Genomic DNA, 25,178 nt, shown 5'->3' with positions numbered 1-25,178 from the left:
CGGCTCGCAACCGATAGCATCGCTGGTAAACCAGCCGCCGTCCCCCATGCCACGCGGCATCATCCGCTACGAAGGTCATCCATGCCCCACAGCCAAACCTCTGCACCTCGCGACGGTTTCCTCTCGGGACGTCTTGCTCGCGGAGCATCGCCGTGGCTTCTGCCGACCGTCGCCACCGCAGCAGTGAGCCTCGTACGCGCGCGCCGTTCCAAGGCCGCCGCGATCGTCGCCGTGCCCACCACCGCCCTGGCGGCGGGCATGCTGTGGTTCTTCCGCGACCCCGAGCGCGAGATCGCGGAAGGCCGCGTGATCTCCCCGGCCGACGGTGTGGTGCAGAGCATCATGCCGTGGAAGGACGGGCGCACCCGCGTCGCGATCTTCATGAGCCCGCTGAACGTCCACGTCAACCGCGCGCCCCTGGCCGGCACGGTGACGTCCGTCGAGCACGTGCCCGGTGGATTCGTTCCGGCGTTCAACAAGGAGAGCGAGAACAACGAGCGCGTTGTCTGGCACTTCGACACCGAGCTCGGCGACATCGAGATGGTGCAGATCGCGGGTGCGGTGGCGCGGCGGATCGTCCCCTACATCCCGCAGGGCACCAAGGTGGAGCAGGGCGAGCGGATCGGTCTCATCCGGTTCGGCTCGCGGGTCGACATCTACCTCCCGGAGGGGGTCGAGGTCGCGGTCGAGGTGGGCCAGCCGACCACTGCGGGGGTGACTCGAATTGACCGTGATTGATCCGGACACCCAGACCGGCTGGGTCCCCGGGGCGGACGCGGACGAGGACGCGGAGGAGATGCCCCTCTCCCTGCGGCTGTCGATAGCGGACACCCTCACGCTCGGCAACGCGACCTGCGGATTCATGGCGGTGTACTTCACCACCACCGGAATCCTCATCCCGCACCTCTCGGGCAGCCAGGAGACGGGCATGGCGCGGCACTCCGCCGCGACCGCCGTGATCCTGATGCTGCTCGCGGCGATCTTCGACCTCTGCGACGGCCTGGTCGCGCGGAAGCTGCGAAGCTCGCCGATGGGCGCCGAGCTGGACAACCTCTCGGACCTGATCAGCTTCGGGCTCGCCCCGGCGTACTTCGTCCTGGTGTACGGCATGGTCGCCGACGACGCGCACCAGCGGGTGGCGGCGCTGGCGGCGATCACCGTGCTGCTCGCGGTGGTGCTCAGACTCGCGCGGTTCTCCTGCGTGACGATGAAGGACGGCATGTTCCAGGGCATGCCGAGCCCGTTCGGCGCGCTGACCGTCGTCTCGATCGTGCTCCTTGAGATGCCGTTCGTGCCGACGCTGCTCGCCGTCATAGGAGTGGCGTGGCTGATGGTCAGCCGGGTCGAGTACCCCAAGCCGCGCGGGATCCTCGCGGTGGCGATGCTCAGCTGGATCGTGGGCGCGATGGGGCTGCTCGCGGCGTGGGCGTTCGACGCGCCGGGTGGTCAGCTGCTGCTCCAGACGGGCTGTGTGCTCCAGGTCGTCATGGGTGCGGTCATTCCGCTGTTCGCCACGGCTCGCCGGGTGAACTCGATTCGCGACAACCGCCGCGAGGCTCGGGCTACGCAGGTGCCTTAGCGCTGCGCGCTGTGCCTGCGTACTGCAAGAAGGCCTCGGACCGTTTCGGTCCGGGGCCTTCTTGCTGCGCTTGCCGTGCGCCGGAGGTGGTGCGGTCGGTTCGTCTGCCGGTCCGCTGTGGCCGGTCGCGCAGTTCCCCGCGCCCCTCAAGCGCTGGCCGATGCGGGAACGCGCTCCTTACGGCTGCGGGCCGTCTGTGGCTGAGCGCGCAGTTCCCCGCGCCCCTGGAGCTCGGGCCGACGCAGGGGCGCCCTATAGGGGCGCGGGGCTGTGACATGTGCGGCTCCGCCGCGTGGGCACGACCAGCCCCCCACCGGCCCCGCGGACGGAACGGTCAGACCAGGAGGAAGTCCTGGGCGATGCGTTCCGCCGTGCGCTCAAGCAGCGGTCCCGCCTCGGCCATGCAGCGCGCCGGGTCCGGCTCCAGGTCCGTGAGGGCGTAGGCGCGCCGGATGCCCGCGCGGCCCAGGGCCTGCGGGGGCAGGGCGAGGCGGCCGCAGACCGCGACGACCTCGATGCCCGCCGCACGGGCCGCCGCCGCCACTCCCGCCGGGGCCTTGCCGTGCAGGGTCTGCTCGTCCAGCGAGCCCTCACCCGTGATCACCAGGGTGGCCCGGGCCAGCGCCGGGGCGAAGCCCAGGACGTCCAGCATGACCTCGATCCCGGGCCGGAACCTCGCGCCCAGGGCGACCAGCGCGCCATACCCGATGCCGCCCGCCGCGCCCGCGCCCGGGGCGAGGGCCGCCTCGGCCGCACGGGCGCCCACGGACGCCTCCAGGACCTTGGCGAAGCGGCCGAGCGCCGCGTCCAGGGCCGCCACGTCCTGCGGGTTCGCGCCCTTCTGCGGGCCGTACACCGCCGGCGCCCCCTTGGGGCCGGTCAGCGGGTTGTCCACGTCGCTGGCCAGCACCAGGTCGACCGAGGCGAAGCGCGGGTCGAGAGACGAGAGGTCCGCCGTCGCCAGGGACGCGAGAGGGCCGCCACCCGGTGCCACCGGGTCGCCCGCCGCGTCCAGGAACCGGGCGCCCAGCGCGGCCAGCATGCCCGCGCCGCCGTCCGTCGTGGCGCTGCCGCCGACGCCGAACACGATGGTGCGCGCGCCCGCGTCGAGCGCGGCGAGCAGCAGCTCGCCCGAGCCGTACGTGGTGGCGGTGAGCGGGGCGAAGACGCCGCTCGGGAGGTGCTGGAGGCCGGACGCCTCCGCCATCTCCACCACGGCCACCCCGTCCCGTACCGCGAAGGCCGCGGTCACCTGGGTGCCGAGCGGGCCGGTGACCCGGGCCTCCCGGCGTTCGAAGCCGGCCGCGATCGCCGCCGCGACCGTGCCGTCGCCGCCGTCGGCGACCGGCAGGGTCTCCACCGGCAGACCGGGCACGACGCGCCGGAGCCCGGCCGTCACCCGCTCCGCGACCTGTACGGCCGTGAGCGAGCCCTTGAACTTGTCCGCCGCGACAAGCACGCGGGCGGTTTCGAAAACTGCTCCGTCCGTCACCTTGCTATCCCTTGCTTTCGAACAGGCAGTCGCGCCACTGCGACCCTATCCGCCCGTCGCGGCCCTGCCCATAGGCGTCATGCACGGCGGGACGGCGTGCCACCCCACAAAACCTCCATATCGCGGACCATAGTGGGGCGGCATGAGCGAGGAATCGATCGATCATCCGGGCCCGCACTCCATGCCCGGCGGCCCGCCCCCGCACTCCGAGAGCCCGGCCCCCGACCTCACCGTCGTCACGATCGGGGTGGTCGCGGTGGTGGCGGCGGTCGCCTGGGCCGCGCTCGGCAAGCACTCCTTCGACAGCGCCTCCTCCACCGCGCTGGCCTGGGTGCTCGACAACTTCGCCTGGCTGTTCGTGATCGCCGCCGACACGTTCCTGGTGCTGTGCGTGGTGCTCGCGATCAGCCGGTACGGGCGGATCCGGCTCGGCGCCGACGACTCCGAGCCCGAGTTCACCAATCTCGCGTGGATCGCGATGATGTTCAGCGCCGGAATGGGCATCGGGCTGATGTTCTACGGGGTGGGCGAGCCGCTCACCCACTACCTCACCCCGCCGCCAGCCAGCGGCGCGGCCCCCCGTACCGGCGACGCGGCGCGCACGGCCCTGGAGTACTCGTTCTTCCACTGGACGCTCACCCCCTGGGCGATCTACGGCATCGCCGGGCTCGCCCTCGCGTACGCCGGATTCCGCAAGGCGCGCGGCAACCGGCTCTCCGCCGCGTTCGTCCCGCTGATCGGCGCCCGGCGGGCGGACGGCTGGCCGGGCCGGTGCATCGACCTGCTCGCGGTCTTCGCGACCGTCTTCGGCACGGCGACGAGCCTGGGCCTCGGCGCGCTCCAGGTGTCCAAGGGCCTGAACATCACGGCGAGCGTCGACGACTCCACCACCACCCAGCTGATCATCATCGCCTCGCTCTCCGCCGCGTTCGTCCTGTCGGCGTTCTCCGGGCTGCACAAGGGCGTGAAGTGGCTGTCCACGCTCAACATCGTCCTCGCCGCCGCGCTGATGCTCTTCGTCTTCCTGCTCGGCCCCACGGTGTACGTCCTGGACACCGTCCCCGCGTCCGTCGGCGGCTATCTGCACGAGCTGCTGCCGATGGCGAGCCGCACCGGCGCCTTCACGGACCGCGTCTGGCTCGGCGCCTGGACGATCTTCTACTGGGCGTGGTGGCTGTCCTGGGCCCCGTTCGTCGGGACGTTCATCGCCCGGATCTCGCACGGCCGGACCATCCGCGAGTTCCTGGTCGGGGTGCTCCTGGTGCCCAGCGGCGCGACCGTCCTGTGGTTCTGCGTGATGGGCGGCACCGCGATCCGGCTGGACTCGACCGGCGCCGCCGATCTGGCGGCCAAGGTGAAGGACGGCGCCGAGGCGTCGCTCTTCGCGATGCTGGACGGGCTGCCGATCGGCACGGTGACCTCGTACCTCGCGATGGTGCTCGTCATGACGTACTTCATCACCAGCGCCGACTCGGCCTCGCTGGTGATGGGGTCGCTGACCAGCCGGGGCGCGCTGCACCCGCCGACCTGGCTGGTGGTGCTGTGGGGCGTGCTGATGGCGGCGGTCGCGGCGGTGCTGCTCGTGGCGGGCGGCCTCAAGTCGCTCCAGACCGCCACGATCCTGGTGGCGCTGCCGTTCGTGCTGGTGATGCTCGGGCTGTGCTGGTCGCTCCTGAAGGAGCTGCGCGAGGACCCCGGCGCCGGTCCCGCCCGCCAGCACGCGCTGCACGGGATGCGGGACGCGATCCGGGCCGTGGTCGGCGACGCGCTCACCGAGCAGGGACCGTCCCGCCACCACCGCCTGCGCCGCGCGGCCAAGTCCCGTACGGCGGACGACAGTTCGGGCACACCGCAAGGATGACGGAGCGGACGGACCGCATACGCTGACGCGTGTGAGAACCGATGACCACGCGCAGTACATCGCCGGACTCCCCCGCGTCCTCGCGGGCGCGGCCACCCTCCTCCGTGACGCCGAAGGCCGCGTGCTCCTGGTCGAGCCGAACTACCGAGAGGGCTGGGCGCTCCCCGGTGGGACGATCGAGTCCGACCACGGCGAGAGCCCCCGCCGGGCCGCCCGCCGCGAGACCCTGGAGGAGATCGGCCTGGACATCATGCCCGGCCGACTGCTCGCGGTGGACTGGGTGCCCGGGGAGGCCCGGCCGCCGATCGTCGCGTACGTGTACGACGGAGGTGTCCTCACCGAGGACCAGCTCAAGGCGGTCCGCCTCCAGGAGGAGGAACTGCTCTCCTGGCGCCTGGTCGCGCCCGACGAGATCACCGCGTACCTGCTGGGCGAGCTGGGACTGCGGGTCCTCGCGGCGCTGGACGTACTGACCACCGGGACGGGCGCGGCCGAACTGGAGAGCGGACGGGCCCCGGACTGACCGCCCCATGCGGCCGTCAGAACAGCGACGACTCCCCCGCCCCCCGCTCGAACGCCAGCAGCCGCTGCTTGCGGTCCAGGCCGCCGCCGTAGCCCGTCAGGCTGCCCGACGAGCCGATCACCCGGTGGCAGGGGACGATGATCCCCACCGGGTTCTTGCCGTTGGCCAGGCCCACCGCGCGGGAGGCGCCGGGGTTGCCCAGCGCCTCGGCCAGTTCGCCGTAGGAGCGTGTCTCGCCGTACGGGATGCGGCACAACTGATCCCAGACGGAGCGCTGGAAGTCGGTGCCCCGCAGGTCCAACTCCAGGTCGAAGTCGGTGAGTTCGCCCGCGAAGTAGGCATTCAGCTGGCGGATCACCTCGGGGAAGGGGCCACCGTCGTCCCGCTCACCGAACGTCTCCTCGGCCGGGCGGTGCCGCTGCCCCTCCATGTGGAGGCGGCTGAGCACGCAGTCCTCGGCGACGAGGGTGAGCGGGCCGTACGGGCTGTCCGTCACGGTGTGCGTGGTGGTCATGGCAAGGAACTCCCTTATGCCGGAAGGACGTTGATGGGGTGGTCGTCCGTCGCCCAGAGGTACTGGACGGCGTACGCCCGCCAGGGGCGCCAGGCGGCGGCGCGCGCGGTGAGGGCGGCGGGGGACGACGGCAGGCCAAGGCCCTCGGCCGCGCGGCGCACGCCCAGGTCGGAGGGGAGGAAGGCGTCCGGGTCGCCGAGCGCCCGCATCGCGATCACCTCCACCGTCCAGGGTCCGAAGCCGGGCAGCGCCAGCAGCTGCGCCCGGGCCCGGTCCCAGTCGGTGTCGAGGCCGAGCCGCAGCGTCCCGTCGGCCAGCGCGGCGACCAGTGTGGTGAGCGTGGTGCGGCGGCTGCGCGGCAGGGCCAGCTTCTCCGGGTCGAGGGCGGCCAGCGCCCGGGAGGTGGGGAAGAGGTGGGTGAGGCCGCCGCCCGGGTCCTCGACCGGCTCGCCGTGCGCGGTGACCAGGCGGGCCGCGTGGGTGCGCGCGGCGGCGGTGGAGACCTGCTGACCGAGCACCGCCCGCACCGCGAACTCCGCCGCGTCGACGGTACGCGGCACCCGGCGTCCCGGCGACTTGTCGACCAGCGGGGCGAGCAGCGGGTCGGCCCGCAGCCGGTCGTCGACGGCGACCGGGTCGGCGTCGAGGTCCAGCATCCAGCGGCAGCGGCTGATGGCGATGGTGAGGTCGCGCAGATCGGTCAGCGAGAGCAGCGCGCCGATGTGGTCGGGCCGCGGGGCGAGTTCGACGATGCCGTGTCCGTACGGGAGCGAGAGCGTGCGGCGGTACGCACCGCCGCGCCACTCCTCCACGCCCGGCACGGCAGTCGCGGCCAGATGCCCGAAGAGGTTGTCGGGAGTGAGCGGGGCGCGGTAGGGCAGGCGCAGCGCGATCGAGCCGGGGGCCTGGCGGGCGATTCCCCGGGCGGCGCGGGCGCGCAGCTCGGTCGGGGCGAGCGCGAAGACCTCGCGCACGGTGTCGTTGAAGGTGCGCACGGAGGCGAAGCCCGCCGCGAAGGCGACGTCGGCCATCGGGAGCGCCGTGGTCTCGATGAGGATGCGGGCGGTCTGGGCGCGCTGGGCGCGGGCCAGCGCGAGCGGCCCGGCGCCGAGCTCGGCGAGCAGCTGGCGCTCGATCTGGCGGGCGCTGTAGCCGAGCCGGGCGGCGAGCCCGGGCACGCCCTCGCGGTCGACGACGCCGTCCCGGATGAGGCGCATGGCACGGGCGACGGAGTCGGCCCGGGCGTTCCACTCGGGCGAGCCGGGCGTGGTGTCCGGGCGGCACCGCTTGCAGGCTCGGAATCCGGCCTGCTGACAGGCGGCGGCACTCGGGTAGAAGGTCATGTTCTCGACCTTCGGCGGCACCACCGGGCAACTGGGTCGGCAGTAGATGCGGGTGGTCAGAACGGCAGTGAAGAACCAGCCGTCGAAGCGGGCGTCCTTGGACTGGACGGCCCGTACGCAGCGCTCGGTGTCGGTGTGCATGGCCGCGGTCGCGGCCGGGGCGGCGGGGTTCATGGCTCAAGCATCGGGCAGGGCGAACGTCCGGTGCTGGCAGAAATACGACATCAACCTTGCGTGGCCAGCACGTCTGCACATGCCCACGTGTCCAGCGTCCCCCCGAGCGCCTACGTGGTGGCCAGCGCCTCTTCGAACGCCTTGTACGCCGTCTCGTCGAACAGGACGAACCGGACCTCTTCGACCGGAGCCGCGGCCGCCTGCCGTACGGTACGCACCGCGATCCGGGCGCCGTCGTCCAGCGGCCAGCCGTAGATCCCGGTGGAGATCGCCGGGAACGACACGGTCCGCGCGCCGAGCTCGCCCGCCACCCGCAGGGACTCCCGGTAGCAGGAGGCGAGCAGGGCGGAACGGTCCTCGTCGCGCCGCCAGACCGGGCCCACGGTGTGGATCACCCACTGGGCGTCGAGGCGGCCCGCCGTGGTGGCGACGGCCTCGCCGGTGGGCAGGCCCTTGCCGTAGTGGGAGGCGCGCAGTCTGCGGCAGTCGGCCAGGATCTCCGGGCCGCCCTTGCGGTGGATGGCGCCGTCCACCCCACCGCCGCCGAGCAGTGAGGAGTTGGCCGCGTTCACGATCGCGTCGACGCTCTGCTCGGTGATGTCGCCCCGGACCAGGACGACCGGGGTGGGGCTCGTCACTTCTGGTCCGCCTTTCGCAGGGCGCGCCACACCGCTTTCGCCGCGTTGTGCCCGGACATGCCGTGGACACCGGGGCCGGGCGGGGTGGCGGAGGAGCAGAGGAACACCGAGGGGTGCCGGGTCGTGTACGGGAACAGGGACAGTGTGGGCCGCAGCAGCAGCTGAAGGCCGCTCGCCGCGCCGCACGCGATGTCGCCGCCCACATAGTTGGCGTTGTGCGCCGCGAGCTGGGGCGGGCCGGCGGTGGCGCGTGCCAGGATCCGGTCGCGGAAGCCCGGCGCGAAGCGCTCGATCTGCCGCTCCATGGCGTCGGTGAGGTCGCCGTCCCAGCCGTTCGGAACATGTCCGTACGCCCAGAAGACGTGCTTGCCCTCGGGCGCGCGGGACGGGTCGACGAGGCTCGGCTGGGCGGTGATCAGGAACGGCGTCCCGGGCGCGGTTCCGCCGGACGCCTGACCGAGCGCGGCGCCGATCTCACGGCTGGACGGGCCGATCTGCACGGTGCCGGCCCGTCGCGGCTCGGCCGCGGTCCACGGGACCGGGCCGTCAAGGGCGTAGTCGATCTTGAAGACGCTCGCCCCGTACCGGTACCCCGCGTACGCGCGGCCCAGGCCCGCGATCCGGGCGAGGGCGGTCGGGGAGGTGTCGAAGACGTACGCGCGCGCGGGCGGCAGGTCGTCCAGCCGCTTCACCTCGAAGCCGGTGTGGACGGACCCGCCCAGGTCGCGCAGGTACGCGGCGAGCGCGTCCGAGATCGACTGCGATCCGCCGCGCGGCAGCGGCCAGCCGTTCTCGTGCGCGGCGAGCGCGAAGACCAGGCCGACGGCGGAGGTCGCCACCCCGCTCAGCGGGGCGATGACATGGCCCACGAGCCCGGCCATCAGAGCCCGCGCCCGGTCGTCGCGGAAGCGGCGCATCAGCCAGGTGTACGGCGGGAGGCCGTCGACGCCGAAGCGGGCGAGGCCGACGGGGTCGCGGGGCAGCGCGGTGAGCGGCAGCGACATGAAGTCACGCACCAGCACATCCCACTTGCCCCGGTACGGCGCCATGAGTCTGCGATACGTACCCGCGTCGCGCGGGCCGAACGAGGCCGCGGTCTCGGCGACCGAGCGGGCGAGCACGGCGGCGGTGCCGTCGTCGAACGGGTGCGCCATGGGCAGCTCGGGGTGCAGCCACTCCAGGCCGTACCGGTCCAGCGGCATCCGGCGGAAAGCCGGGGAGCCGATGCCCAGCGGGTGCACGGCGGAGCAGGGGTCGTGGCGGAAGCCCGGGAGGGTCAGCTCCTCGGTCCTGGCGCCGCCGCCGATGGTGTCCTTGGCCTCGAAGACCTCAACGGACAGGCCCCGCCTGGCCAGTTCGACCGCGGCGGTCAGTCCGTTGGGCCCCGCCCCCACGACGACGGCATCCAGCATCGACGGCACCTTGGACTCCTCACACCCTTGTGGCCAAGACACCCAGCATATTCCGGGCCACGGACAATCCGGTCGGGGGTGGGGCGATGGTGCCGTGCCCGGCCGCAGGCGTGCGGGGCCGCCGGTCGGGCGGGTGGCTCACTCCCCCGCGAGCAGCCTCCGCACCCGCTCGGCGGTCGCCGCGTCCCGGGCGGCCGTGAACGGCAGCGCGTTGCCGCCGGTTATCCGGAACGGCTCGCCCGCGACGGTCACATCCGCCCCGCCGGCCTCGGCCACCAGGAGCAGTCCCGCCGCGTGGTCCCAGGCCAACTCCCAGGAGAACGCGACCGCGTCGAGCTCACCGCGCGCGACGGCCAGGTACTCAAGCCCGGCCGAGCCGCACGGGCGCGGGTCGACGCCCGCCGTGCGCAGCCCGAGCAGGGCCCGCTTCTGGTCGTCCGTCGTGTAGTCCGGGTGGGACGTGGCCACTTCGAGCACCTTGCCCGGCTCGGGCGCCCCGGACCGGATCGGCACACCGTCACACGTCGCGCCCCGGCCCCGTATCGCGACCGCCATCCGGTCCAGCGCCGCCGCGTACGTCCACGAGGCCAGCACCTCGCCGTGGTGCGCCAGCGCCACCAGGGTGCAGAACCCCTCCTCGCCGCGCACGAACTGCCGTGTCCCGTCGACCGGGTCGACGATCCACACCGGCGCGTCACCGCCGAGCGCGTCGTACGACGACGGGTCGGCCGCGACCGCCTCCTCGCCGACGACGACCGACCCGGGCAGCAGCGCGGGCAGCGCCTGCGTCAGAAACTCCTCGGCCCGGCGGTCGGCCACCGTCACCAGGTCGTGCGGGCCGCTCTTCTCCAGGACTTCATGCGCGGCGAGCTGGCGGAAGCGCGGCATGATCTCGACGGCCGCCGCCTTGCGGACCGCCTCTTCGACGTCGGACGACCGGTCTTCCAGAAACTCTGCGAGAAATCCTTCGATCATGCGTCCAGCAAAACATGCCCCACTGACAATCGGCGAACGTGATCTGAACCACGGCCGACATCGAGGTGACCTCGTGCGACCGGGGTGACGCGTCAGCGCCCCACCGCGTACCCCTGCATCCCGCGCGGGTTCGCGGCGGCGGACAGCACACCCGTGTCCGGGTCGCGGGCCACCGCGCAGAGCCGCCCCTGCGACCAGGCGTCGCCCACCGTGACGAGGTGTCCGCGCCGCCGCAGCCCGTCGATCACGGCCGCGCCGATCCGCGACTCCACGGTGACGCTGCCGGGCAGCGTGACCCTGGGGTGGAAGGAGCCCGGGAAGGAGTCGTTGTGCCAGTTCGGGGCGTCGATCGCGCCCTGGAGGTCGAGCCCGCCGCGTACGCGCGCGCCCAGCGCGACCGCGAGGAAGAAGTGCAGCTGCCACTGGTCCTGCTGGTCCCCGCCGGGCGTCCCGAACGCCAGCACCGGCACACCGTCGCGCAGCGCCAGCGAGGGCGACAGGGTCGTACGGGGCCGGCGGCCCGGTGTCAGCGAGTTCGGCAGGCCCTCCTCAAGCCAGGTCATCTGGAGCCGGGTGCCGAGCGGGAAGCCCAGCTCGGGCACGACCGGATTCGACTGGAGCCAGCCGCCGCTCGGGGTCGCGGCGACCATGTTGCCCCAGCGGTCGACGACGTCCAGATGACAGGTGTCGCCCCGGGTCGCCCCGTCCGGCGCCACGACGGGCTCCCCACCGGCCACGGTCGGCTCTCCCGCACCGGGCGCGTACGCCACATCGCCGCCACGCGCGCGTAGGGCGTGCGCGGGGATACGGGGTATGCGGCCACCAGGACTGCCGGGGCGCAGCTCGTACGAGGCCGCCGGGCCGACGAGCGCGCGCCGGGCCGCGTTGTAGCCGTCCGAGAGCAGATCGGCGAGCGGCACCTCGGCCGCGTCCCCGTACCAGGCCTCCCGGTCCGCCATGGCCAGCTTGCACCCCTCGACGAGGAGGTGGACGTACTCGGCGGAGCCGTAAGGCGGCAACTGCGCCGGAAGAAGCGCCAGTTGCTGAAGAAAGGCCGGTCCCTGACTCCAGCCGCCCGCCTTGCAGACGGTCCAGCCGTGCCAGTCGTACGTCAGCGGCGCCTCGTACGACGCGGACCAGCTCGCGAGATCGACGGCGGTCAGCGTGCCGGTGTGACGCTCGCCGCTGGTGTCCGTGGTGGGGCGGGCGGACTGGGCGAGCAGGGCCTCGGCGACGAACCCCTCGCGCCAGATCCGCCGGGCCGCCTCGATCTGGCGGACCCGGGCGTCGCCGGAGGCGGACGCGCGCGTGGCGGCCGACTCCGCGAGGAGCCTGCGCCAGGTGTTCGCCAAGGCGGGGTTGCGCAGCGGCTCGCCCGGCCGAGGGACCCGGCCGCCCGGCAGATACACCTCGGCGGACGAGGGCCACTCGGTCTCGAACAGCGCGCGCACGCTCTCCACCGTCTCGCCGACCCGCTCGACCGGCGGGTGACCGTCGGCCGCGTACCCGATCGCGTACTTCAGGACGTCGGCGAGCGGCTTGGTGCCATGGTCGCGCAGCAGCACCATCCAGGCGTCGAACGCGCCGGGCACGGCGGCGGCGAGCGGCCCGGTGCCGGGCACCAGGTCGAGGCCGAGCGCACGGTAGTGCGCGACGGTGGCCCCGGCGGGCGCGGGCCCCTGCCCGCACAGCACCTGCACCCCGCCGCCGGCCGGGGCGAGCAGGATCGGTACTTCTCCCGCGGGACCGTTCAGATGCGGCTCGACGACATGCAGCACGAAGCCTGCGGCGACCGCCGCGTCGAAGGCGTTCCCGCCGTCCTCCAGGACGGCCATCGCGCACTGCGAGGCGAGCCAGTGGGTGGAGGAGACCATCCCGAAGGTGCCCTGGAGGGTGGGCCGGGTGGTGAACGGAGTCTGTGGCACACGGAAGGCACGGGCTATGTGATCGGCCATCTGGGCAGGCTAACGACGCCCGCCCTGGAATGTCAGACCCCCCGTCTACGGTTGATTCTGCTCGGTACGGATGGAGGAGCAGCGGTGCACGGTGAGTACAAGGTCCCCGGCGGCAAGCTCGTGGTGGTGGATCTGGATGTCGAGGACGGGGTCCTGAGCGGCGTGCGGGTCGCGGGTGACTTCTTCCTGGAACCGGACGAGGCGATCCTGTCCATCAACAGCGCGCTGGAGGGCGCCCCGGCCGACACCGACGCCGCCGGGCTCGCGGCCCGTATCGAGGCGGCGCTGCCACCGGGCACGACCATGTACGGCCTGACGGCCGAAGGGGTCGGCGTCGCGGTGCGCCGGGCGCTGGCACACGCCACGGACTGGACCGACTACGACTGGCAGCTGATCCACGACGGCCCCCAGTCCCCCGCCCTGCACATGGCGCTCGACGAGGTCATCACCGCCGAGGTCGCGGCCGGCCGCCGCCCGCCGACGCTGCGCGTCTGGGAATGGGGCGCGCCCGCCGTCGTCATCGGCAGCTTCCAGTCCCTGCGCAACGAGGTCGACCCGGAGGGCGCCGAGCGCCATGGCATCACGGTGGTGCGCCGGGTGTCGGGCGGCGGCGCGATGTTCATCGAGCCTGTCAACCCTGCCTAGTGATGACCTAGTTCCCGCAGGTCAGAGCCTCGCGACTGTTCCAGGGTACGCGTCAGCCCCGGCCGGGTGTCCGTGCCGGGGCTGTCGTGGTGCTGCTGGGGTAGTGGCTAGCTCTCGGTGGCGCGCACGTCCGCAATGAACGCGGACCACGCGGCGGCCGGGAAGGTGAGCGCGGGACCGTGGGGGTTCTTCGAATCGCGGACGGGCACTATGCCGGGGCAGTCGTCGACGACTTCCACGCAGCTTTGGCTTCCGTTGCTGTAGCTGCTCTTACGCCACCTTGCGTGTCGTAGATCAACCTTGTGCATAACTTCCTGCCGTTTCGGAGATCAGTTCCTTCGATGCTTGTTCGTCAAGCGCCTTGTCCCAAATTTCTTGGAAGGCTGCGGTATAGCGTTCTGCCTCGTGTGGCTTGTCTAGGTATAGGGCTCCTGTGTAGCCATCCGCGTATACGGTGGGCGGCTCGGTTGGGTGTCCGTCCCCGTTGAGCGGAAACCTGAGAATGGTGAACTGACCGGTCATGACGCCCGGGTGTAGTCCAGCGCTGAACGGGATTACCTTGATCGTGACATTGGGCAGTTCGCTGACCTCGGCCAAGTGGTCGAGCTGCCCCGCCATCACGTTGTTTCCGCCGATCGGGCGTCGCAACACCGCTTCACCGAGTGCAACGTTCAGAGTCGGGGGTTCGGTCGCTCTGGTGATGAGCACTTGCCGGGCGATACGAAGGTTCACGCGACTGTCGATCTCGCCTGCCCCCTCGTCCGGGTGGTCGGCGCTGATGATGGTGCGGGCGTAATCCTCGGTCTGGAGTAGTCCCGGGATCAACTCACTTTCGTACCAGTCGAGTTGTGACGCCGCCTCTTCCAGCCCGATGTAGAGATCGAATCCCTCGGGGATGGCGTCGCCGTACGCATGCCACCAGCCACGCGCCTTGGTCTCCTTGGCCAGCCCCATGAGGGCCTCTGTCATGTCGGACCGTGCGCCATAGACCTTGCACATGGCCTCAACGTCCAGGCTGCGCAGGGATGTTTGCCCAGTCTCGATGCGCCACAGCTTGGCCTCTGACCACTCCAGCTTGCGCGCTGCGGCCCGTACGGTGAGCCGTGCCTGGTTGCGTAGTTCGCGCAGGTATCGCCCGAGTTGCCTACGAGGCACGGTAGATCCCGTTGGTCCTTCTGCCATGCGCCGCCCCCTTTCCTTGCACCTCAATGTGAAGGACTTCAGACACTCAAAATGAAAGCACTGGAGGGCCCGTTTCACAATGGGGGTCAACTTTGTGGGGCATTCGCTATGAAGTCTTGCAGAGTGCAGGTCCCGGGCCCATTCTGAAGCCTCGCCACTCCCTCTCAACTGCCGGATGTAACAGGGGAGATGAGGGTGGTGAACCTCTGTGCGATCTGCGGACGCAGTGGACCCCGGCGACCGTGTCAGCGGCCCCGGGGCGTGGCCCACCAGCTACTGAGGAGCTGATGAACGTGAACCACCCTATCGTTCGGATCTTCGAGCCGCTGTTGCGGTTCTTCCGGCCCGAACGGGGCGGCCGTCCCCGAGTGGTGGCCGTCCGGCCGCCGGTGGCTGAGCGCCCGGACGCGCCGACGCTGCCCCTGCCGCGTGTGCCGGTGCTGCGGGGCGAGGACAGCGCGCTTGTGCGTCCGTACCTGGTGGCGTACGAGCGACGCGAGAAGGAACTCGAACAGCGGGCTCGGCGGCGGGCGTTGTTCCTGGCGGTGCACGGGATCGACGTGGGGCCGCTGGTCATCCACGGGGTGGTGGTGGCCCGGTGAACGTCCCTGAGCGGATCGCGTGGGAGAGGCGTGTGTGGGAGGAGACGCCGCCGGTGGGGCTGGGGTTGTGCTGGGAGCCGACGCCCGGGAGTGCGGTCCGGAACTGCACGCTGGGCAACGGTCACGATGGGCCGCACTGTCACGAGTACTCGGGGGTTCGCTGGGACCGGGCGGGCAGGGCGCTGTGAGCGAGGCCGTGGCGCCAGTGCCGCCGCAGACGCTGATGACGCTGCGGGTCTCGCGGGACGGTGGCCGGACGTGGGGTTGTCTGCGGGAGATCCGCAGCACCGAGCCCCTTTCACCGGAGCTGCCCACCGCGTGGCCGCCGTGCCGGTGCCCACTGTGCCCCCCGAGATAGGCGCCGAGACGACTTCCGCCCACGAGGGCGGAGCCTGACCCCCGCGCCATGCCCTTCCAGGCGGCGGGCGCGGTATGGCCCGACCCTGTGGCGCCCCCCATTCCGGCGCTGTCGGGCCAGCAACGGGCCCCGGGTGACTGCCGATCGGTCACCTGAGGGCCCGTTGTCAACGAGGGTCTAGTCTGGAGTCCGCTTCACAGCAGCCCCGTTCGCCTGTCTCTTGTGGCAGGCGGGCGGGGCCTTGTCATGCCGCCGGGTCGGGGGCGTCGTCCTCGGTGGCGTGGTCGTGGTCGTCGAGCAGCTGCTGTGCCCGGTCGATGGTGATGCGCGGATGGGATTCGGTGCCCGAGGCGATCCGGCGCAGCCGGGCCACCTCGTCCGGGCGCAGCGCGCCCAGCATGGCGAGCTTGTGCCAGCCCAGGGCCGGAAGCACGGTGTAGCGCGACAGGTAGCGTTCCGGCACCCCGAGCGCGCGCCACTGTTCCTCGGTGCGTTCCAGGAACGCCCCTTGCGGGTCTTTGCGGGGCCTCACGAGACCCTGCCCAGGGTGTACGTCCCGCGCACCCCGCTACGGCGCTGTGGGCGGCCGTCCGTCTCGTCCCCGGTGGGCAGGCGCAGTGCGGCGGCCAGCCGGGCAAAGGCGATCCGCAGTTGCCGGGACTCGACCAATGCGGGGTTCACGCGTCCGCCGACGGTGTGGCCCTGGGCGCGCACCCGCTCGGCGAGCGCGTCCAGGTCGTCGGCGGTGCGTGCCATCTCCTCCAGCAACGCCAGTTCATGCGCGTCGAGTTCGTACCGTTCGGTGACCTCGTGCCACAGGCGTGCGCCCCGGGGGCCGAGTGCGTCGGGCGCGGGGTTGGGGCCGCTGTCGGTGACGTGGTCGTGTTCGGTGTCCGTTTTGATCACTTCCTCGTTTGTTTCAGGTCTCGCGCGTGTCTGGGGGATGGGGGGCAGGGTCCCGGGATGATCTTCGTGTGGACTTTCACCCACCCCCCGGGGTGTGCGCGGCGAACATGAAGGGTGATGGGCCTGAACCGCTGTGACCTGCGCGGTCCTTGATCATCATCCGGGCCGGCGGGGCCATGATCGTTACGCTCTGTGGTGGTGTGCGGGTGGTCGGCTCGGGGTGGGGTACTGCTCCGCCCGGGGCCTGTGTCGGCTGGGTGGGCGGAGCAGCGGGCGGCGCAGGCAGGGTCACGGGACCGCAAGGACGGCGGTCCTCGTCTGCCTTGGCTCCGGCGGGCGCGTCCCAGGGCGGGGCGCGGGCCGGTGGCGTTGACGCCGTGTCGTGGGGGCCTGTGGTGCTGCGGGCGCGGTCCGGTGCGGTCGGCCGTGTCCGGCGGACGGCCGGGCCGCTCGCCGTGCGGCAGCGCAGCGACAGGGGACGGGATGCCTGGCCCCGGTGAAGGGGTGCCGGAAAACTGACCCCCCTCGAAACTTGGACGGGGGGTCGGAACTTGGACCCGGGGGTCAGAAGTCAGAAGGTGGGGGTGACGAGGCCGGTGCCGGAGATGATCCCGGTTGCCTGCGGGTAGCGGTGGGGGATGAACGCGGCGTAGTTGTACAGGCGCACGAACATGGACAGGTTCTGTGCGTAGGTCTGCGGGAGCGCTTCGGCGCGCAGGTGGGATTCCCACAGGTACAGGTCGCTGCGGCGGGTGAGGATGATGCGGTCCTCGTTGGTGCCCGCGCCCAGGTTGGTGGGGATGTTGGGGTCGGTGAACACGGGCAGTCCGAGCAGGGTGCCGACCGGGCCTTGTGCTGCGGGCAGGTCGGCGTTGACGCCCATGGCGTTGATGGGTCCGGCGGGTCCGGGGACGATCATGGGCCGGTTCTGGGTGTCGGACTGGGCGGAGCACCAGGCCCAGCGGCGGGGGTGCATGACGATGGCGTCCGGCGGGGCGTAGCGGGCGGTGTGGATGGCTTGCAGCGTCGAGGCGAGCTTGCCGTAGAGTCCGCCGCTCCCGGCCAGCGCGGGGGTGGCCTGGGTCCAGGTGACCGCTTGGGCGCCGGACATGACCAGCAGCCCCGTCACGTGCCCGGCCGCGCCGGTGCCGGACAGGACCTCTTGGTCGAGTTTCGCGGCGTAGTCGGCGGCGAGGTCGGCCAGGATCACCCCGTCCACGTTGATCGGGGACTGTTCGATCAGCTGGAGGGAGACCGTCTGCCCACCGGCGATGGTGATCACCGGGGAGGAGACGGACGTGGTCGTCATGTCGGTCTGCTGGATCGCCGTGTTCTGCGTGGCCTGCTGGGCGGTCGCGGTACCCCCGGACACCTTCGGCAGGTTGATCACATCCGTCCCGGGCGGGAGCACGTCCGACGCGCACAGGTCGGCTGTCACCCTCCCGGGCCGGGCGAGCGCGACCCATTCCTCTTCCAGCCACAGGGGCGGGACGAACTCCCCGCCCGCGCTGTTGACCGTGCTCAGAGCCCGGGACTCCCCGGACGCTGTGCGGCGCCGGTCAAGGCTGAGCTTGTTGTTGTGGTCGAGGCGGTCGAGCGCGTCACGGTCCTGGTGCTGGCGTGCCTGCCACAGGTCGCGGAAGAACGAGGCTCCCGCGCGGGTGTAGACCTCCGGCTCCCCAGTCACCGACCAGCCTGACGCCGCCCGGGGCGTGCCGGGCATGCCGCTGGAGCGCGTCAGCGGCGCGGACAGGTACTTGCGGGCGGTCTGGCCTGCTTCCGCGTCCCTCAACGCCTGCTCGGTCAACTCGTCGATCCTCTCGGTGTAGTCCTTGAGCCGTGCCTCGCTGCGGTCGAACGCGGCGTGTTCGGCGGGTGTCAGGCCGCGCTTTGCACGCTGCGCCGTGTTGAGGATGCGGTCGAGTTCGGCTTTCTCGTCGGCGCGGCGCTCCTTGAGCTGGGTGATCATCTGCTGTCGGTTCATGCGGGCCGTCCTGGGTCGGGGGTGGTGTCGGTGGTGAAGTCGGCTTCCAGGGCGGCGCGTTCGCGCTCGGCCCGGGTGTTGGCGGCGTGGAGGTCGGCGGCAAGTGCCCTCAGGAGCGGCGTGACGGACGTTTCGAGGGCCAGGGCGACGATGTACCGGTCCCTGCCGGTCATGTCCGCCAAGACGCTTTCCAGGGCAGGGAATCGGGTGGTGGTGGGCATGGGTGGTGTCTTCCTCTGCGGGTTGGGGGTGGTGCTTCGGCCGCTGCGCGGCCGAAAGGGCAGATTTCGAAAACCGCTGGTCACGGGGTTTCTGTCTCACGTCTCACCCACCCCTAAAGGGGGTGAGACGTGAGACAGACCAGTGAGACAGGCGTGAGACACGGTGAGACGGTGAGACAGACGGGTGTTCAGACGCCATCGGCAGGGAGGTAGCGGGGTGCCCGCTCGCTGCCGATGTTGCGGATCGCACCGCGTTTGAGCAGGGCGTTTACGGCCCGGTAGAGGGTGGCGCGGGACAGGTCGCAGGATTCCTTGAGCTGCGTCACGCTCGCCCCGGTTGCCTCAAAGGCGTCTCGCAGCAGGGCGAGGATTTCGGCCTCGGAACCGGTGCTTGTCTCACAAGATCGTGAGACACGGATCACCGCCGACTCGGCCACCGGATCGAGCCTCAGCAACAAGGCTGGGAAGTCCTCGGCGTCCTTCTGCTTGCGGCAGTCCAGCCGGATGTGCGGGCCGTCCTTCGTGGCCCGGATCACCGTGGTCGCTGCCCCGTCGAGGGCGGATGCGCCACGCAGGTCGTTTCCGGCTTTGTCCCCGTGGTGGACCATGAGCACGCACGCGCCGGACGCCTGCCGCAACTGGTCGGCTGCGGCGACGAGCCGTCCCATCTCCCCGTTGCTGTTCTCCTCCGCGCCGACCGTGACCCTGGCTTGGGTGTCGATGACGATCAGGAGCGGCCGCAACTCGGCTACCAGGGCGACGAGTTCGAGGCGTGGCCCGGTGTTCAGGAGCTGCACCGCCTCGGGCAGGAACCACACCCCGGTCATGGGCTGCCGGGTGTTCGTCTCCCACGCGCGCACCCGGCGGCGCAGACCACCCCCGCCTTCCGCGACGAGGTACAGCACGGGGCCCCGGGTGGTTTCGTGGCCCTGCCACGGGAGCCCGGATGCGACGCTTCCCGCCCAGTCGAGGGCGACGAAGCTCTTGCCCGAGCCCGGGCGCCCCCACAGCCACGCGAGGGAATCCGCGTACAGCACCCCGTCGATCAGCGGCAGCGGGTCGGGTACGGAGTCGAGGGCGGGACTGTCGAGGAGTAGGGAGCGTAGCCGTCCGGCTGGATCGCTCGGGGGCGCGTCCTCGTTGGTGCGGTCGTGGTCGTCGTCGGGGTGCTCGTGGCGGCTCACGCGGGCCGCACCCGCGTGTCGAGGGTGCGCGGATGGAAGCGGCAGCGCAGCTCCCACGCACGCCGCCCGGCCGCCCGGCAACGGCGGATCTCCGCCCCGAGCTCACCCGGCGACAACCCGAACGCGGCGGGTCCCGGCGGCCGGGCGGCGCAGTGCAGCGGGTCACGATGCCCACATGCCAGGGGTGGCAGCCGCTCGGCGGCCGAGCGTCGCAGCTTCACGGCGGTACCTCCCCTGTCGGCGGCTCGTCGTCGTCCGTCGTTGGCGTGGCAGCGTCCGGCGGGGTGTCGGCGGCCGGTCGGCGTGCTGCGGCGAGGATGAGCCGCAGTCGGGCCCGCTGCCGCTCCGACAGCGGTGGCGCGGCAGCCACCACCCGTGCCACGGCGGCCAGGACACGGGCCCGCTCCGCCTCGTCCCGCTCCTTGCGTGTCGGCATGGTGTGCGCTCCGTTCCCCTGGCCGCCCGGGGCCGGGCATGCCAACGGCCGGGGCGGTCGCTCCCTGGGGAGGTCCCGCGCCCGGCCGTCGTGGTCGGTGTTTGGTTATGCCGCTACGCAGCGGCGGTCTGCTCGTGCTTCCAGGTGATCTCAAACCGGTTCGGGTCGAAGGTCCGGCTCCCCTTGCCCTTACGCGCGGGGTGGAGCTTGATGGTCATCAGTGCGTCGATCACCGCACGCTGATGTTCGAGTTCGAGAGTCGGCCAGACTTCGGCGATGTCCGGGCGGATCACCTCCCGCAGGACCGGGGAGACCCGCAGCGCGGCGGCCCGATTCTCGGCGGTGCGGATCTCGGGCAGCAGCCGGGCCTCGATCCGGGACAACGCGGCGGGCGACAGCCCCCCGCTGGCGGCCTGGTCGTAGAAGCCATCGAGACGCGCGCGCTTCTCTGCCGCTTCCGCCAACGCGGCCGTGAGTTCGTCGGTGCGGTCCTCGCACAGCAAGTCAGCCGCGTCCGGCCGGGCAAGCCGTGCGGTGACGAGCCCGACGATGTAGGTGTCCATACGCCCCATCCGGATACCCACGCACCCCCGCTTCGCGCTGATGTCGTTCCCGTAGCAGGTGTAATTCCGCTGCCCGCTGCTCTTCATGGTCCGGATACGGCCGCCGCATGAACCACACCGGGCCATCCCCGACAAGAGGTGCACATATCTGCCTTCGCGCTTCTGCTTGCGCTCGGGCTGGGCGAAGCGCGCCACGACCGCGTAGAAGGTTTCCTGATCCAGCAGCGGCGGCCAGTCCGCGTCTCCGATGACCTTGCCCTGATAGATCCGCTTCCCGATGTAGCCCGGATTGGTGATCATGCTTTTGACGGCGGTCCAGTCCCACCGGTTCCCCGCGCGGGTGGGGATACCGCGCTGATTCAGGGACAACATCACCGAATGGACCGACTCGCCTGCCGCGAGCCGTCGGGCGACCTCACGCACCACGGGAGCCTGCTCCTCGTGGGGCACCTGCCGCAGGTACTCACTCGTGTTCGGGTCGTACTCACGCCGGTACCCGAACAGGGTCCGTCCGTTGGGACGGCCCTTCATCGCGCACGAACGCTTCGCCCGCAGAACCCGGTCCCTGGTCTCAGCAGAGGCACGCTCGTCCACGAGCGCATCGATCCCCGTGGTGAACTGATCATCGGTGCGGGACAGGTCGTGAGTGCGGCCCTTGTAGTTCCACAGCACCCCGAACTCCCGGCACAGCTCCCGCAGCTCGACATACGCCCCGAGATCCCGCTGGGCACGGGACGACTCCCACGTCACCAGCACATCGGCGTTACCGTCCCGGATGAACTCCTTCAACTCCGGGTAGTCCTTGCGTTCCTTGACGGCGTAACGGGACGCGCTGCGGTCGTTGTCCTTGAACACCCGAGGAAGGACCGTCCAGCCCTCCCGCTCGCACACGGCGCGGCACTCCGCCTCCTGCTCACTGACGGAGCGTTGCCGGTTGAGCCGGTCCTGAGACACCCGGACGTAGATCACCGCGCGCAGTGGCCGGGCATTCCGGCGGGTGGTGTCGGTAGCGCTTTCGAGTACGGCGGCGCGGGTCATGACGCACCCCCCGCCTTGCGCGCCCGGAGAACCAAGGACGCGATGGTTGCCACGGTCGGAGAGTCCCACCCGGCAAGCCACTCGATGATCCGCCGGTCGTATGCGCCGAGCTCTACACCCGCGAACGCTTCCGCCAGTACGGCCGGGAAATCCCCGATCGGCAGATTCCACGGGGCGGACTCAATCGGGCCCACGGGAATGGGAATGTTGCTTTCGCCGTCGCTCGGACGGCCGATACCGTATGACACGGTCCTCGCTCCCTCTCGTACAGGGTTCGGGATCAAGGCCCCGTTCGGTGTTCCAGCACCGTGCGGGGCCGCTCACTTACGGAAGTAGTGTCCAAGCGGGATTAGAGCCGGGCAACACCATCACGTACTCGCTGTCGGTCCCCGACGCCCTGGTCTCCGGCCTCTCCTTCGCCGACTCGTACGCCTACCTCGACGACTGGGTCCTGGGCGCGCTCGGCGACATGGGCGTCAAGGCGTGGTACCAGCCGCTCAACGACATAGCGACCGACGCCGGAAAGATCGCGGGCGCCGCCCAGAAGCGCGTGGTGGCGGACGACGGCGCGGTGCTGCACCACGTGACGATGGCGTACGACATCGACGCCGACAAGATGCTGGAAGTGCTGCGCATCGGCCGCGAGAAGCTCTCGGACAAGGGCACCAAGAGCGCCAAGAAGCGCGTCGACCCGCTGCGCCGCCAGACGGGCCTGCCGCGCGAGGCGGTGATCGACCGCATGGTCGCCTCCTTCCGCGACCGCTACGGCCTGGCCGAGGGCAAGGTCACGGACGAGGAGATGGCCCGCGCCCGCGAGCTGGTGGAGACGAAGTTCTCCACGCAGGAGTGGACGGCACGGGTGCCGTAAGGGGCGGTGGCGCCGTACTCACCGGGGGTGGCGGTCACGCCCGTGCGTATAGCTGTCCACTGGTCCTGACGCGAGGACCAAGCCCACGTACACCACCAGCGCCGACCCGAGCCCGACCGCCCACCCGTAGTCCGCGAGCGGTTTCAGGGCCGGGATCAGGCCGTCGACCGGGAACGGGCCCAGTTTGGCGCCCTTCGGGTCGACCGTGGAGTACGAGCCGCCCACCGCAAGTACGCCGCCGACCGTGAACGCGGCCACCGCGCGCCAGTTCCAGCCCGCCGTGTACCAGTAGCGGCCGCCCGGACGGTAGAGGTCGGCGACGTCCAGGACCGTGCGGCGGATGATCCAGTAGTCGGCGATCAGGATGCCCGCGACCGTGCCGAGCAGGCCGCCGACCACCCCGAGCCAGGTGAAGATGTAGAGCTGGGGCGTGGACGTCAGCTTCCACGGGAAGATCAGGACGCCCACCACCCCGGTGATCAGCGCGCCCCTGCGGAAGGTGATGAAGCGGGGCGCCAGGTTGGCGAGGTCGTACGCCGGGGACACCACGTTCGCCGCGATGTTCACCGAGATCGTCGCGACCAGGACCGTGACCAGCGCGAACAGCAGGCCGAAGACGTTGTCGGTCTTGGCCACCAGGTCCACCGGGCTCCAGATCGGCACCCCGTACACCGCCTCGGAACCCGAGGTGACCAGGACCGACAGCAGGGCGAACGCCGTCATCGTGGTCGGCAGGCCCAGCGTCTGGCCCCAGACCTGGGCACGCTGGCCCTTGCCGAAGCGGGTGAAGTCCGGGATGTTCAGCGACAGCGTCGCCCAGAAACCGATCATGCCCATCAGCGACGGGAAGAAGACCGGCCAGAAGTCGCGGCCCCAGCCGTGCTTGGAGGGCTGGTCAAGGAGCGGGCCGAAGCCGCCCGCCTTGTGGGCGATCCAGATCAGCAGCACCAGCGCGCCGACCAGGACGAACGGCGCCGCCCAGTTCTCGAAGCGGCGCAGGGTCTCCATCCCCCGGTAGATGATGGCGAGTTCGAGCGCCCAGAAGAGGACGAAGCAGAGCCACAGCGTCCAGGGCTCGCCGCCCACCTCAAAGGCGTCCGCCCAGCCGCCGAAGATCTTGCCGAGCAGGACGAAGACGCCCTGGCCGCCGATCCAGGTCTGGATGCCGAACCAGCAGCAGGCCACCGCCGCGCGGATCAGCGCGGGCAGATTGGCGCCGCGCAGCCCGAACGAGGCGCGGGCCAGGACCGGGAAGGGGATGCCGTACTTCGGTCCGGCGTGCCCGGTGAGCAGCATCGGGACGAGCACGATCACATTGGCGACCGCGATGGTGAACACGGCCTGCTTCCAGTCCATCCCGAGGGCGACCAGGCCCGAGGCGAGTGTCCAGGAGGGGATGTTGTGGGCCATGCCGACCCACAGGGCGGCGAAGTTGTACGTCGTCCAGCGCCGTTCCTCCGGCGGCACCGGCCGCAGGTCCTCGTTGGCGAAGCGGCCGTCCGGCGCGGCGGCGTCCGTCGGTATGGCGGTGTCGGTCATGGGCGTGCCTTCGTTCGGGCGGGGGGCGAGGGGGGAGAAGAAGGCGAACGGGCCGTACGGGGAGGCGTGTTGAGCGGGCACGCGAGTGATCGGCAGGCTCCTGGCGGCGGGCTCCCGCCAGGGGCGCCGCGCCCCGTTCGGCTTCTCCCGGGGCGCGGCACAGCGGCGGACGTCAGGCCAGCGCCGGGATCACCCGCTCCCCGTACGCGTCGATGACCGCCTCCCGGGCGTCGTGCATCGCGTACACCGCGAACTGGTCGACGCCCAGGTCCCGCAGGGCCTTCAGCTTCTCGATGTGCGCCTCGACCGGGCCGAGCAGACAGAAGCGGTCGACGATCTCGTCGGGAACGAAGGCGGTGTCGGGGTTGTCGGCGCGGCCGTGATGGCTGTAGTCGTACCCCTGGCGCGCCTTGATGTACTCGGTGAGCGCCTCCGGAACCAGGCCCGAGTGCTCGCCGTAGCGGCTCACCAGGTCGGCGACGTGGTTGCCGACCATCCCGCCGAACCAGCGGCACTGCTGGCGGGCATGGTCGAGGTCGTCCCCCACGTACGCGGGGGCGGCCACGCAGATCGTCACCGACGCCGGGTCGCGTCCGGCGTCCGAGGCGGCCTTGCGCACCGCCTTGATCATCCATTCGGTCAGGAACGGATCGGCGAGCTGGAGGATGAAGCCGTCGGCCTTCTCCCCCGCCAGGGCCAGCGCCTTGGGCCCGTACGCCGCCATCCAGACGGGGAGTTTGCCGTTCCTGACCCACGGCAGCTTCAGCGCCTGGCCGTCGACCTCGGCCTCGCGGCCCTCCGCGAGGTCGCGGATGACGTCGATGGCCTCGCCGAGGCGCGCCAGGGTGTTGGGTTTGCGCCCGGCGACCCGCATCGCCGAGTCGCCGCGGCCGATGCCGCACACGGTCCGGTTGCCGTACATGTCGTTGAGGGTGGCGAACGTGGAGGCGGTGACCTCCCAGGTTCTGGTACCCGGGTTGGTGACCATCGGGCCGACGTGCAGCCGCTCGGTGTGCTCCAGGATGCGGCTGTAGATGACGAACGGCTCCTGCCACAGCACCGCCGAGTCGAAGGTCCAGCCGTAGTGGAAGCCGTTGCGTTCCGCGCGTCGCATCAGGCCGACGACCGTCGAGGCCGGCGGGTCGGTCTGCAGGACGAGTCCGAAATCCATGTGGTGCTGCTCCTG

25 protein-coding genes and 2 pseudogenes are annotated in these 25,178 nt (G+C 71.2%); 7 read left to right on the top strand and 20 right to left on the bottom strand.

Features of this window, described 5'->3' with window-relative positions; translation table 11 throughout:
* The first annotated feature begins 81 nt into the window (after nt 1–81).
* Both ACGFRG_RS15300 and pssA read left to right on the top strand, forming a co-directional pair.
* Nucleotides 82–738 (top strand): phosphatidylserine decarboxylase, encoded by a 657-nt coding sequence (locus ACGFRG_RS15300; protein WP_393264104.1) that lies wholly within the window; start codon nt 82–84, stop codon nt 736–738.
* On the top strand, nt 725–1,579 hold the full coding sequence (pssA, locus tag ACGFRG_RS15295) for a CDP-diacylglycerol--serine O-phosphatidyltransferase (protein WP_393264101.1): 855 nt from the start codon (nt 725–727) through the stop codon (nt 1,577–1,579). Before ACGFRG_RS15300 ends, pssA begins: the two co-directional genes overlap by 14 nt.
* Before the next feature lie 334 nt (nt 1,580–1,913).
* Here pssA and ACGFRG_RS15290 read toward each other — a convergent pair whose 3' ends face one another.
* Nucleotides 1,914–3,071, bottom strand: a complete 1,158-nt coding sequence (locus tag ACGFRG_RS15290; RefSeq protein WP_393264099.1) for a glycerate kinase — start codon at nt 3,069–3,071, stop codon at nt 1,914–1,916.
* Nucleotides 3,072–3,213: 142 nt separating this feature from the next.
* On the opposite strand from ACGFRG_RS15290, the gene ACGFRG_RS15285 reads away from it, so the two are divergent.
* Nucleotides 3,214–4,932 carry a BCCT family transporter gene (locus ACGFRG_RS15285; RefSeq protein ID WP_393264096.1) on the top strand — a complete coding sequence of 573 codons (1,719 nt, stop codon included), beginning with the start codon at nt 3,214–3,216 and terminating at the stop codon, nt 4,930–4,932.
* Between the two features lie 31 nt (nt 4,933–4,963).
* Complete coding sequence (locus ACGFRG_RS15280) at nt 4,964–5,455, top strand: NUDIX hydrolase (RefSeq protein ID WP_361419630.1); 492 nt, start codon at nt 4,964–4,966, stop codon at nt 5,453–5,455.
* 16 nt (nt 5,456–5,471) lie between these two features.
* Here the strand turns inward: ACGFRG_RS15280 and ACGFRG_RS15275 are convergent, their stop codons facing one another.
* From ACGFRG_RS15275 to ACGFRG_RS15250, 6 genes are all read right to left on the bottom strand, one after another.
* On the bottom strand, nt 5,472–5,969 hold the full coding sequence (locus ACGFRG_RS15275; RefSeq protein WP_361419633.1) for a methylated-DNA--[protein]-cysteine S-methyltransferase: 498 nt from the start codon (nt 5,967–5,969) through the stop codon (nt 5,472–5,474).
* A 14-nt stretch (nt 5,970–5,983) separates the two neighbouring features.
* Nucleotides 5,984–7,453 carry an AlkA N-terminal domain-containing protein gene (locus ACGFRG_RS15270; protein ID WP_361420083.1) on the bottom strand — a complete coding sequence of 490 codons (1,470 nt, stop codon included), beginning with the start codon at nt 7,451–7,453 and terminating at the stop codon, nt 5,984–5,986.
* Nucleotides 7,454–7,596: 143 nt separating this feature from the next.
* Nucleotides 7,597–8,124, bottom strand: coding sequence for an O-acetyl-ADP-ribose deacetylase (locus tag ACGFRG_RS15265; RefSeq protein ID WP_393264094.1), 528 nt, complete (start codon nt 8,122–8,124; stop codon nt 7,597–7,599).
* Nucleotides 8,121–9,545, bottom strand: a complete 1,425-nt coding sequence (locus ACGFRG_RS15260; RefSeq protein WP_393264091.1) for a phytoene desaturase family protein — start codon at nt 9,543–9,545, stop codon at nt 8,121–8,123. The genes ACGFRG_RS15265 and ACGFRG_RS15260 overlap by 4 nt, the downstream gene beginning before the upstream one ends.
* A 129-nt stretch (nt 9,546–9,674) precedes the next feature.
* The gene (locus ACGFRG_RS15255) at nt 9,675–10,511 is read right to left on the bottom strand and encodes an inositol monophosphatase family protein (protein ID WP_393264088.1); all 837 of its coding nucleotides are present in this window, start codon (nt 10,509–10,511) and stop codon (nt 9,675–9,677) included.
* Nucleotides 10,512–10,603: 92 nt separating this feature from the next.
* Complete coding sequence (locus ACGFRG_RS15250; protein ID WP_393264086.1) at nt 10,604–12,466, bottom strand: gamma-glutamyltransferase family protein; 1,863 nt, start codon at nt 12,464–12,466, stop codon at nt 10,604–10,606.
* An 84-nt stretch (nt 12,467–12,550) separates the two neighbouring features.
* On the opposite strand from ACGFRG_RS15250, the pseudogene ACGFRG_RS15245 reads away from it, so the two are divergent.
* Nucleotides 12,551–13,102, top strand: a pseudogene (locus ACGFRG_RS15245) (lipoate--protein ligase family protein); the annotation flags it as partial.
* A 116-nt stretch (nt 13,103–13,218) separates the two neighbouring features.
* Here the strand turns inward: ACGFRG_RS15245 and ACGFRG_RS15240 are convergent.
* Together ACGFRG_RS15240 and ACGFRG_RS15235 are read right to left on the bottom strand one after the other, a co-directional pair.
* Nucleotides 13,219–13,419, bottom strand: a complete 201-nt coding sequence (locus ACGFRG_RS15240) for a DUF397 domain-containing protein (protein ID WP_393264083.1) — start codon at nt 13,417–13,419, stop codon at nt 13,219–13,221.
* Nucleotides 13,406–14,293, bottom strand: coding sequence for a helix-turn-helix domain-containing protein (locus ACGFRG_RS15235; protein ID WP_393264080.1), 888 nt, complete (start codon nt 14,291–14,293; stop codon nt 13,406–13,408). Before ACGFRG_RS15235 ends, ACGFRG_RS15240 begins: the two co-directional genes overlap by 14 nt.
* A gap of 287 nt (nt 14,294–14,580) precedes the next feature.
* Here ACGFRG_RS15235 and ACGFRG_RS15230 point away from each other — a divergent pair, with 287 nt between their 5' ends.
* On the top strand, nt 14,581–14,895 hold the full coding sequence (locus ACGFRG_RS15230; RefSeq protein WP_393264077.1) for a hypothetical protein: 315 nt from the start codon (nt 14,581–14,583) through the stop codon (nt 14,893–14,895).
* Between the two features lie 602 nt (nt 14,896–15,497).
* On the opposite strand, the gene ACGFRG_RS15225 is transcribed toward ACGFRG_RS15230, so the two are convergent.
* The 9 genes from ACGFRG_RS15225 to ACGFRG_RS15185 form a co-directional block, all read right to left on the bottom strand.
* Nucleotides 15,498–15,785: a hypothetical protein gene (locus ACGFRG_RS15225; protein WP_393264075.1), complete on the bottom strand. Its 288-nt coding sequence runs from the start codon at nt 15,783–15,785 to the stop codon at nt 15,498–15,500.
* A complete protein-coding gene (locus tag ACGFRG_RS15220; protein WP_393264072.1) occupies nt 15,782–16,159 on the bottom strand; it encodes a hypothetical protein in 378 nt (125 codons plus the stop codon). The genes ACGFRG_RS15225 and ACGFRG_RS15220 overlap by 4 nt, the downstream gene beginning before the upstream one ends.
* A gap of 571 nt (nt 16,160–16,730) precedes the next feature.
* Nucleotides 16,731–18,143 carry a phage major capsid protein gene (locus ACGFRG_RS15215; protein WP_393264070.1) on the bottom strand — a complete coding sequence of 471 codons (1,413 nt, stop codon included), beginning with the start codon at nt 18,141–18,143 and terminating at the stop codon, nt 16,731–16,733.
* A complete protein-coding gene (locus ACGFRG_RS15210; protein WP_393264067.1) occupies nt 18,140–18,364 on the bottom strand; it encodes a hypothetical protein in 225 nt (74 codons plus the stop codon). Before ACGFRG_RS15210 ends, ACGFRG_RS15215 begins: the two co-directional genes overlap by 4 nt.
* 188 nt (nt 18,365–18,552) lie before the next feature.
* Nucleotides 18,553–19,548, bottom strand: a complete 996-nt coding sequence (locus ACGFRG_RS15205) for an AAA family ATPase (RefSeq protein ID WP_393264065.1) — start codon at nt 19,546–19,548, stop codon at nt 18,553–18,555.
* Complete coding sequence (locus ACGFRG_RS15200; protein WP_393264062.1) at nt 19,545–19,769, bottom strand: hypothetical protein; 225 nt, start codon at nt 19,767–19,769, stop codon at nt 19,545–19,547. Before ACGFRG_RS15200 ends, ACGFRG_RS15205 begins: the two co-directional genes overlap by 4 nt.
* Complete coding sequence (locus ACGFRG_RS15195) at nt 19,766–19,984, bottom strand: hypothetical protein (RefSeq protein WP_393264059.1); 219 nt, start codon at nt 19,982–19,984, stop codon at nt 19,766–19,768. Before ACGFRG_RS15195 ends, ACGFRG_RS15200 begins: the two co-directional genes overlap by 4 nt.
* A gap of 113 nt (nt 19,985–20,097) precedes the next feature.
* Nucleotides 20,098–21,585, bottom strand: coding sequence for a recombinase family protein (locus ACGFRG_RS15190; protein ID WP_393264056.1), 1,488 nt, complete (start codon nt 21,583–21,585; stop codon nt 20,098–20,100).
* Nucleotides 21,582–21,833: a hypothetical protein gene (locus ACGFRG_RS15185; protein WP_393264054.1), complete on the bottom strand. Its 252-nt coding sequence runs from the start codon at nt 21,831–21,833 to the stop codon at nt 21,582–21,584. Before ACGFRG_RS15185 ends, ACGFRG_RS15190 begins: the two co-directional genes overlap by 4 nt.
* 101 nt (nt 21,834–21,934) lie before the next feature.
* Here ACGFRG_RS15185 and ACGFRG_RS15180 point away from each other — a divergent pair.
* A pseudogene (locus tag ACGFRG_RS15180) lies at nt 21,935–22,453 on the top strand (biotin/lipoate A/B protein ligase family protein); the annotation flags it as partial.
* A gap of 18 nt (nt 22,454–22,471) precedes the next feature.
* Here ACGFRG_RS15180 and ACGFRG_RS15175 read toward each other — a convergent pair.
* Both ACGFRG_RS15175 and ACGFRG_RS15170 read right to left on the bottom strand, forming a co-directional pair.
* Nucleotides 22,472–23,992, bottom strand: a complete 1,521-nt coding sequence (locus tag ACGFRG_RS15175; protein ID WP_361419651.1) for an NCS1 family nucleobase:cation symporter-1 — start codon at nt 23,990–23,992, stop codon at nt 22,472–22,474.
* Nucleotides 23,993–24,164: 172 nt separating this feature from the next.
* On the bottom strand, nt 24,165–25,163 hold the full coding sequence (locus ACGFRG_RS15170; RefSeq protein ID WP_361419654.1) for a TIGR03842 family LLM class F420-dependent oxidoreductase: 999 nt from the start codon (nt 25,161–25,163) through the stop codon (nt 24,165–24,167).
* Between the last annotated feature and the right edge of the window lie 15 nt (nt 25,164–25,178).

This window comes from Streptomyces sp. NPDC048696 (assembly GCF_043198895.1).
Lineage (GTDB): Bacteria > Actinomycetota > Actinomycetes > Streptomycetales > Streptomycetaceae > Streptomyces.
This window is presented reverse-complemented; position numbering and strand designations above follow the sequence as displayed.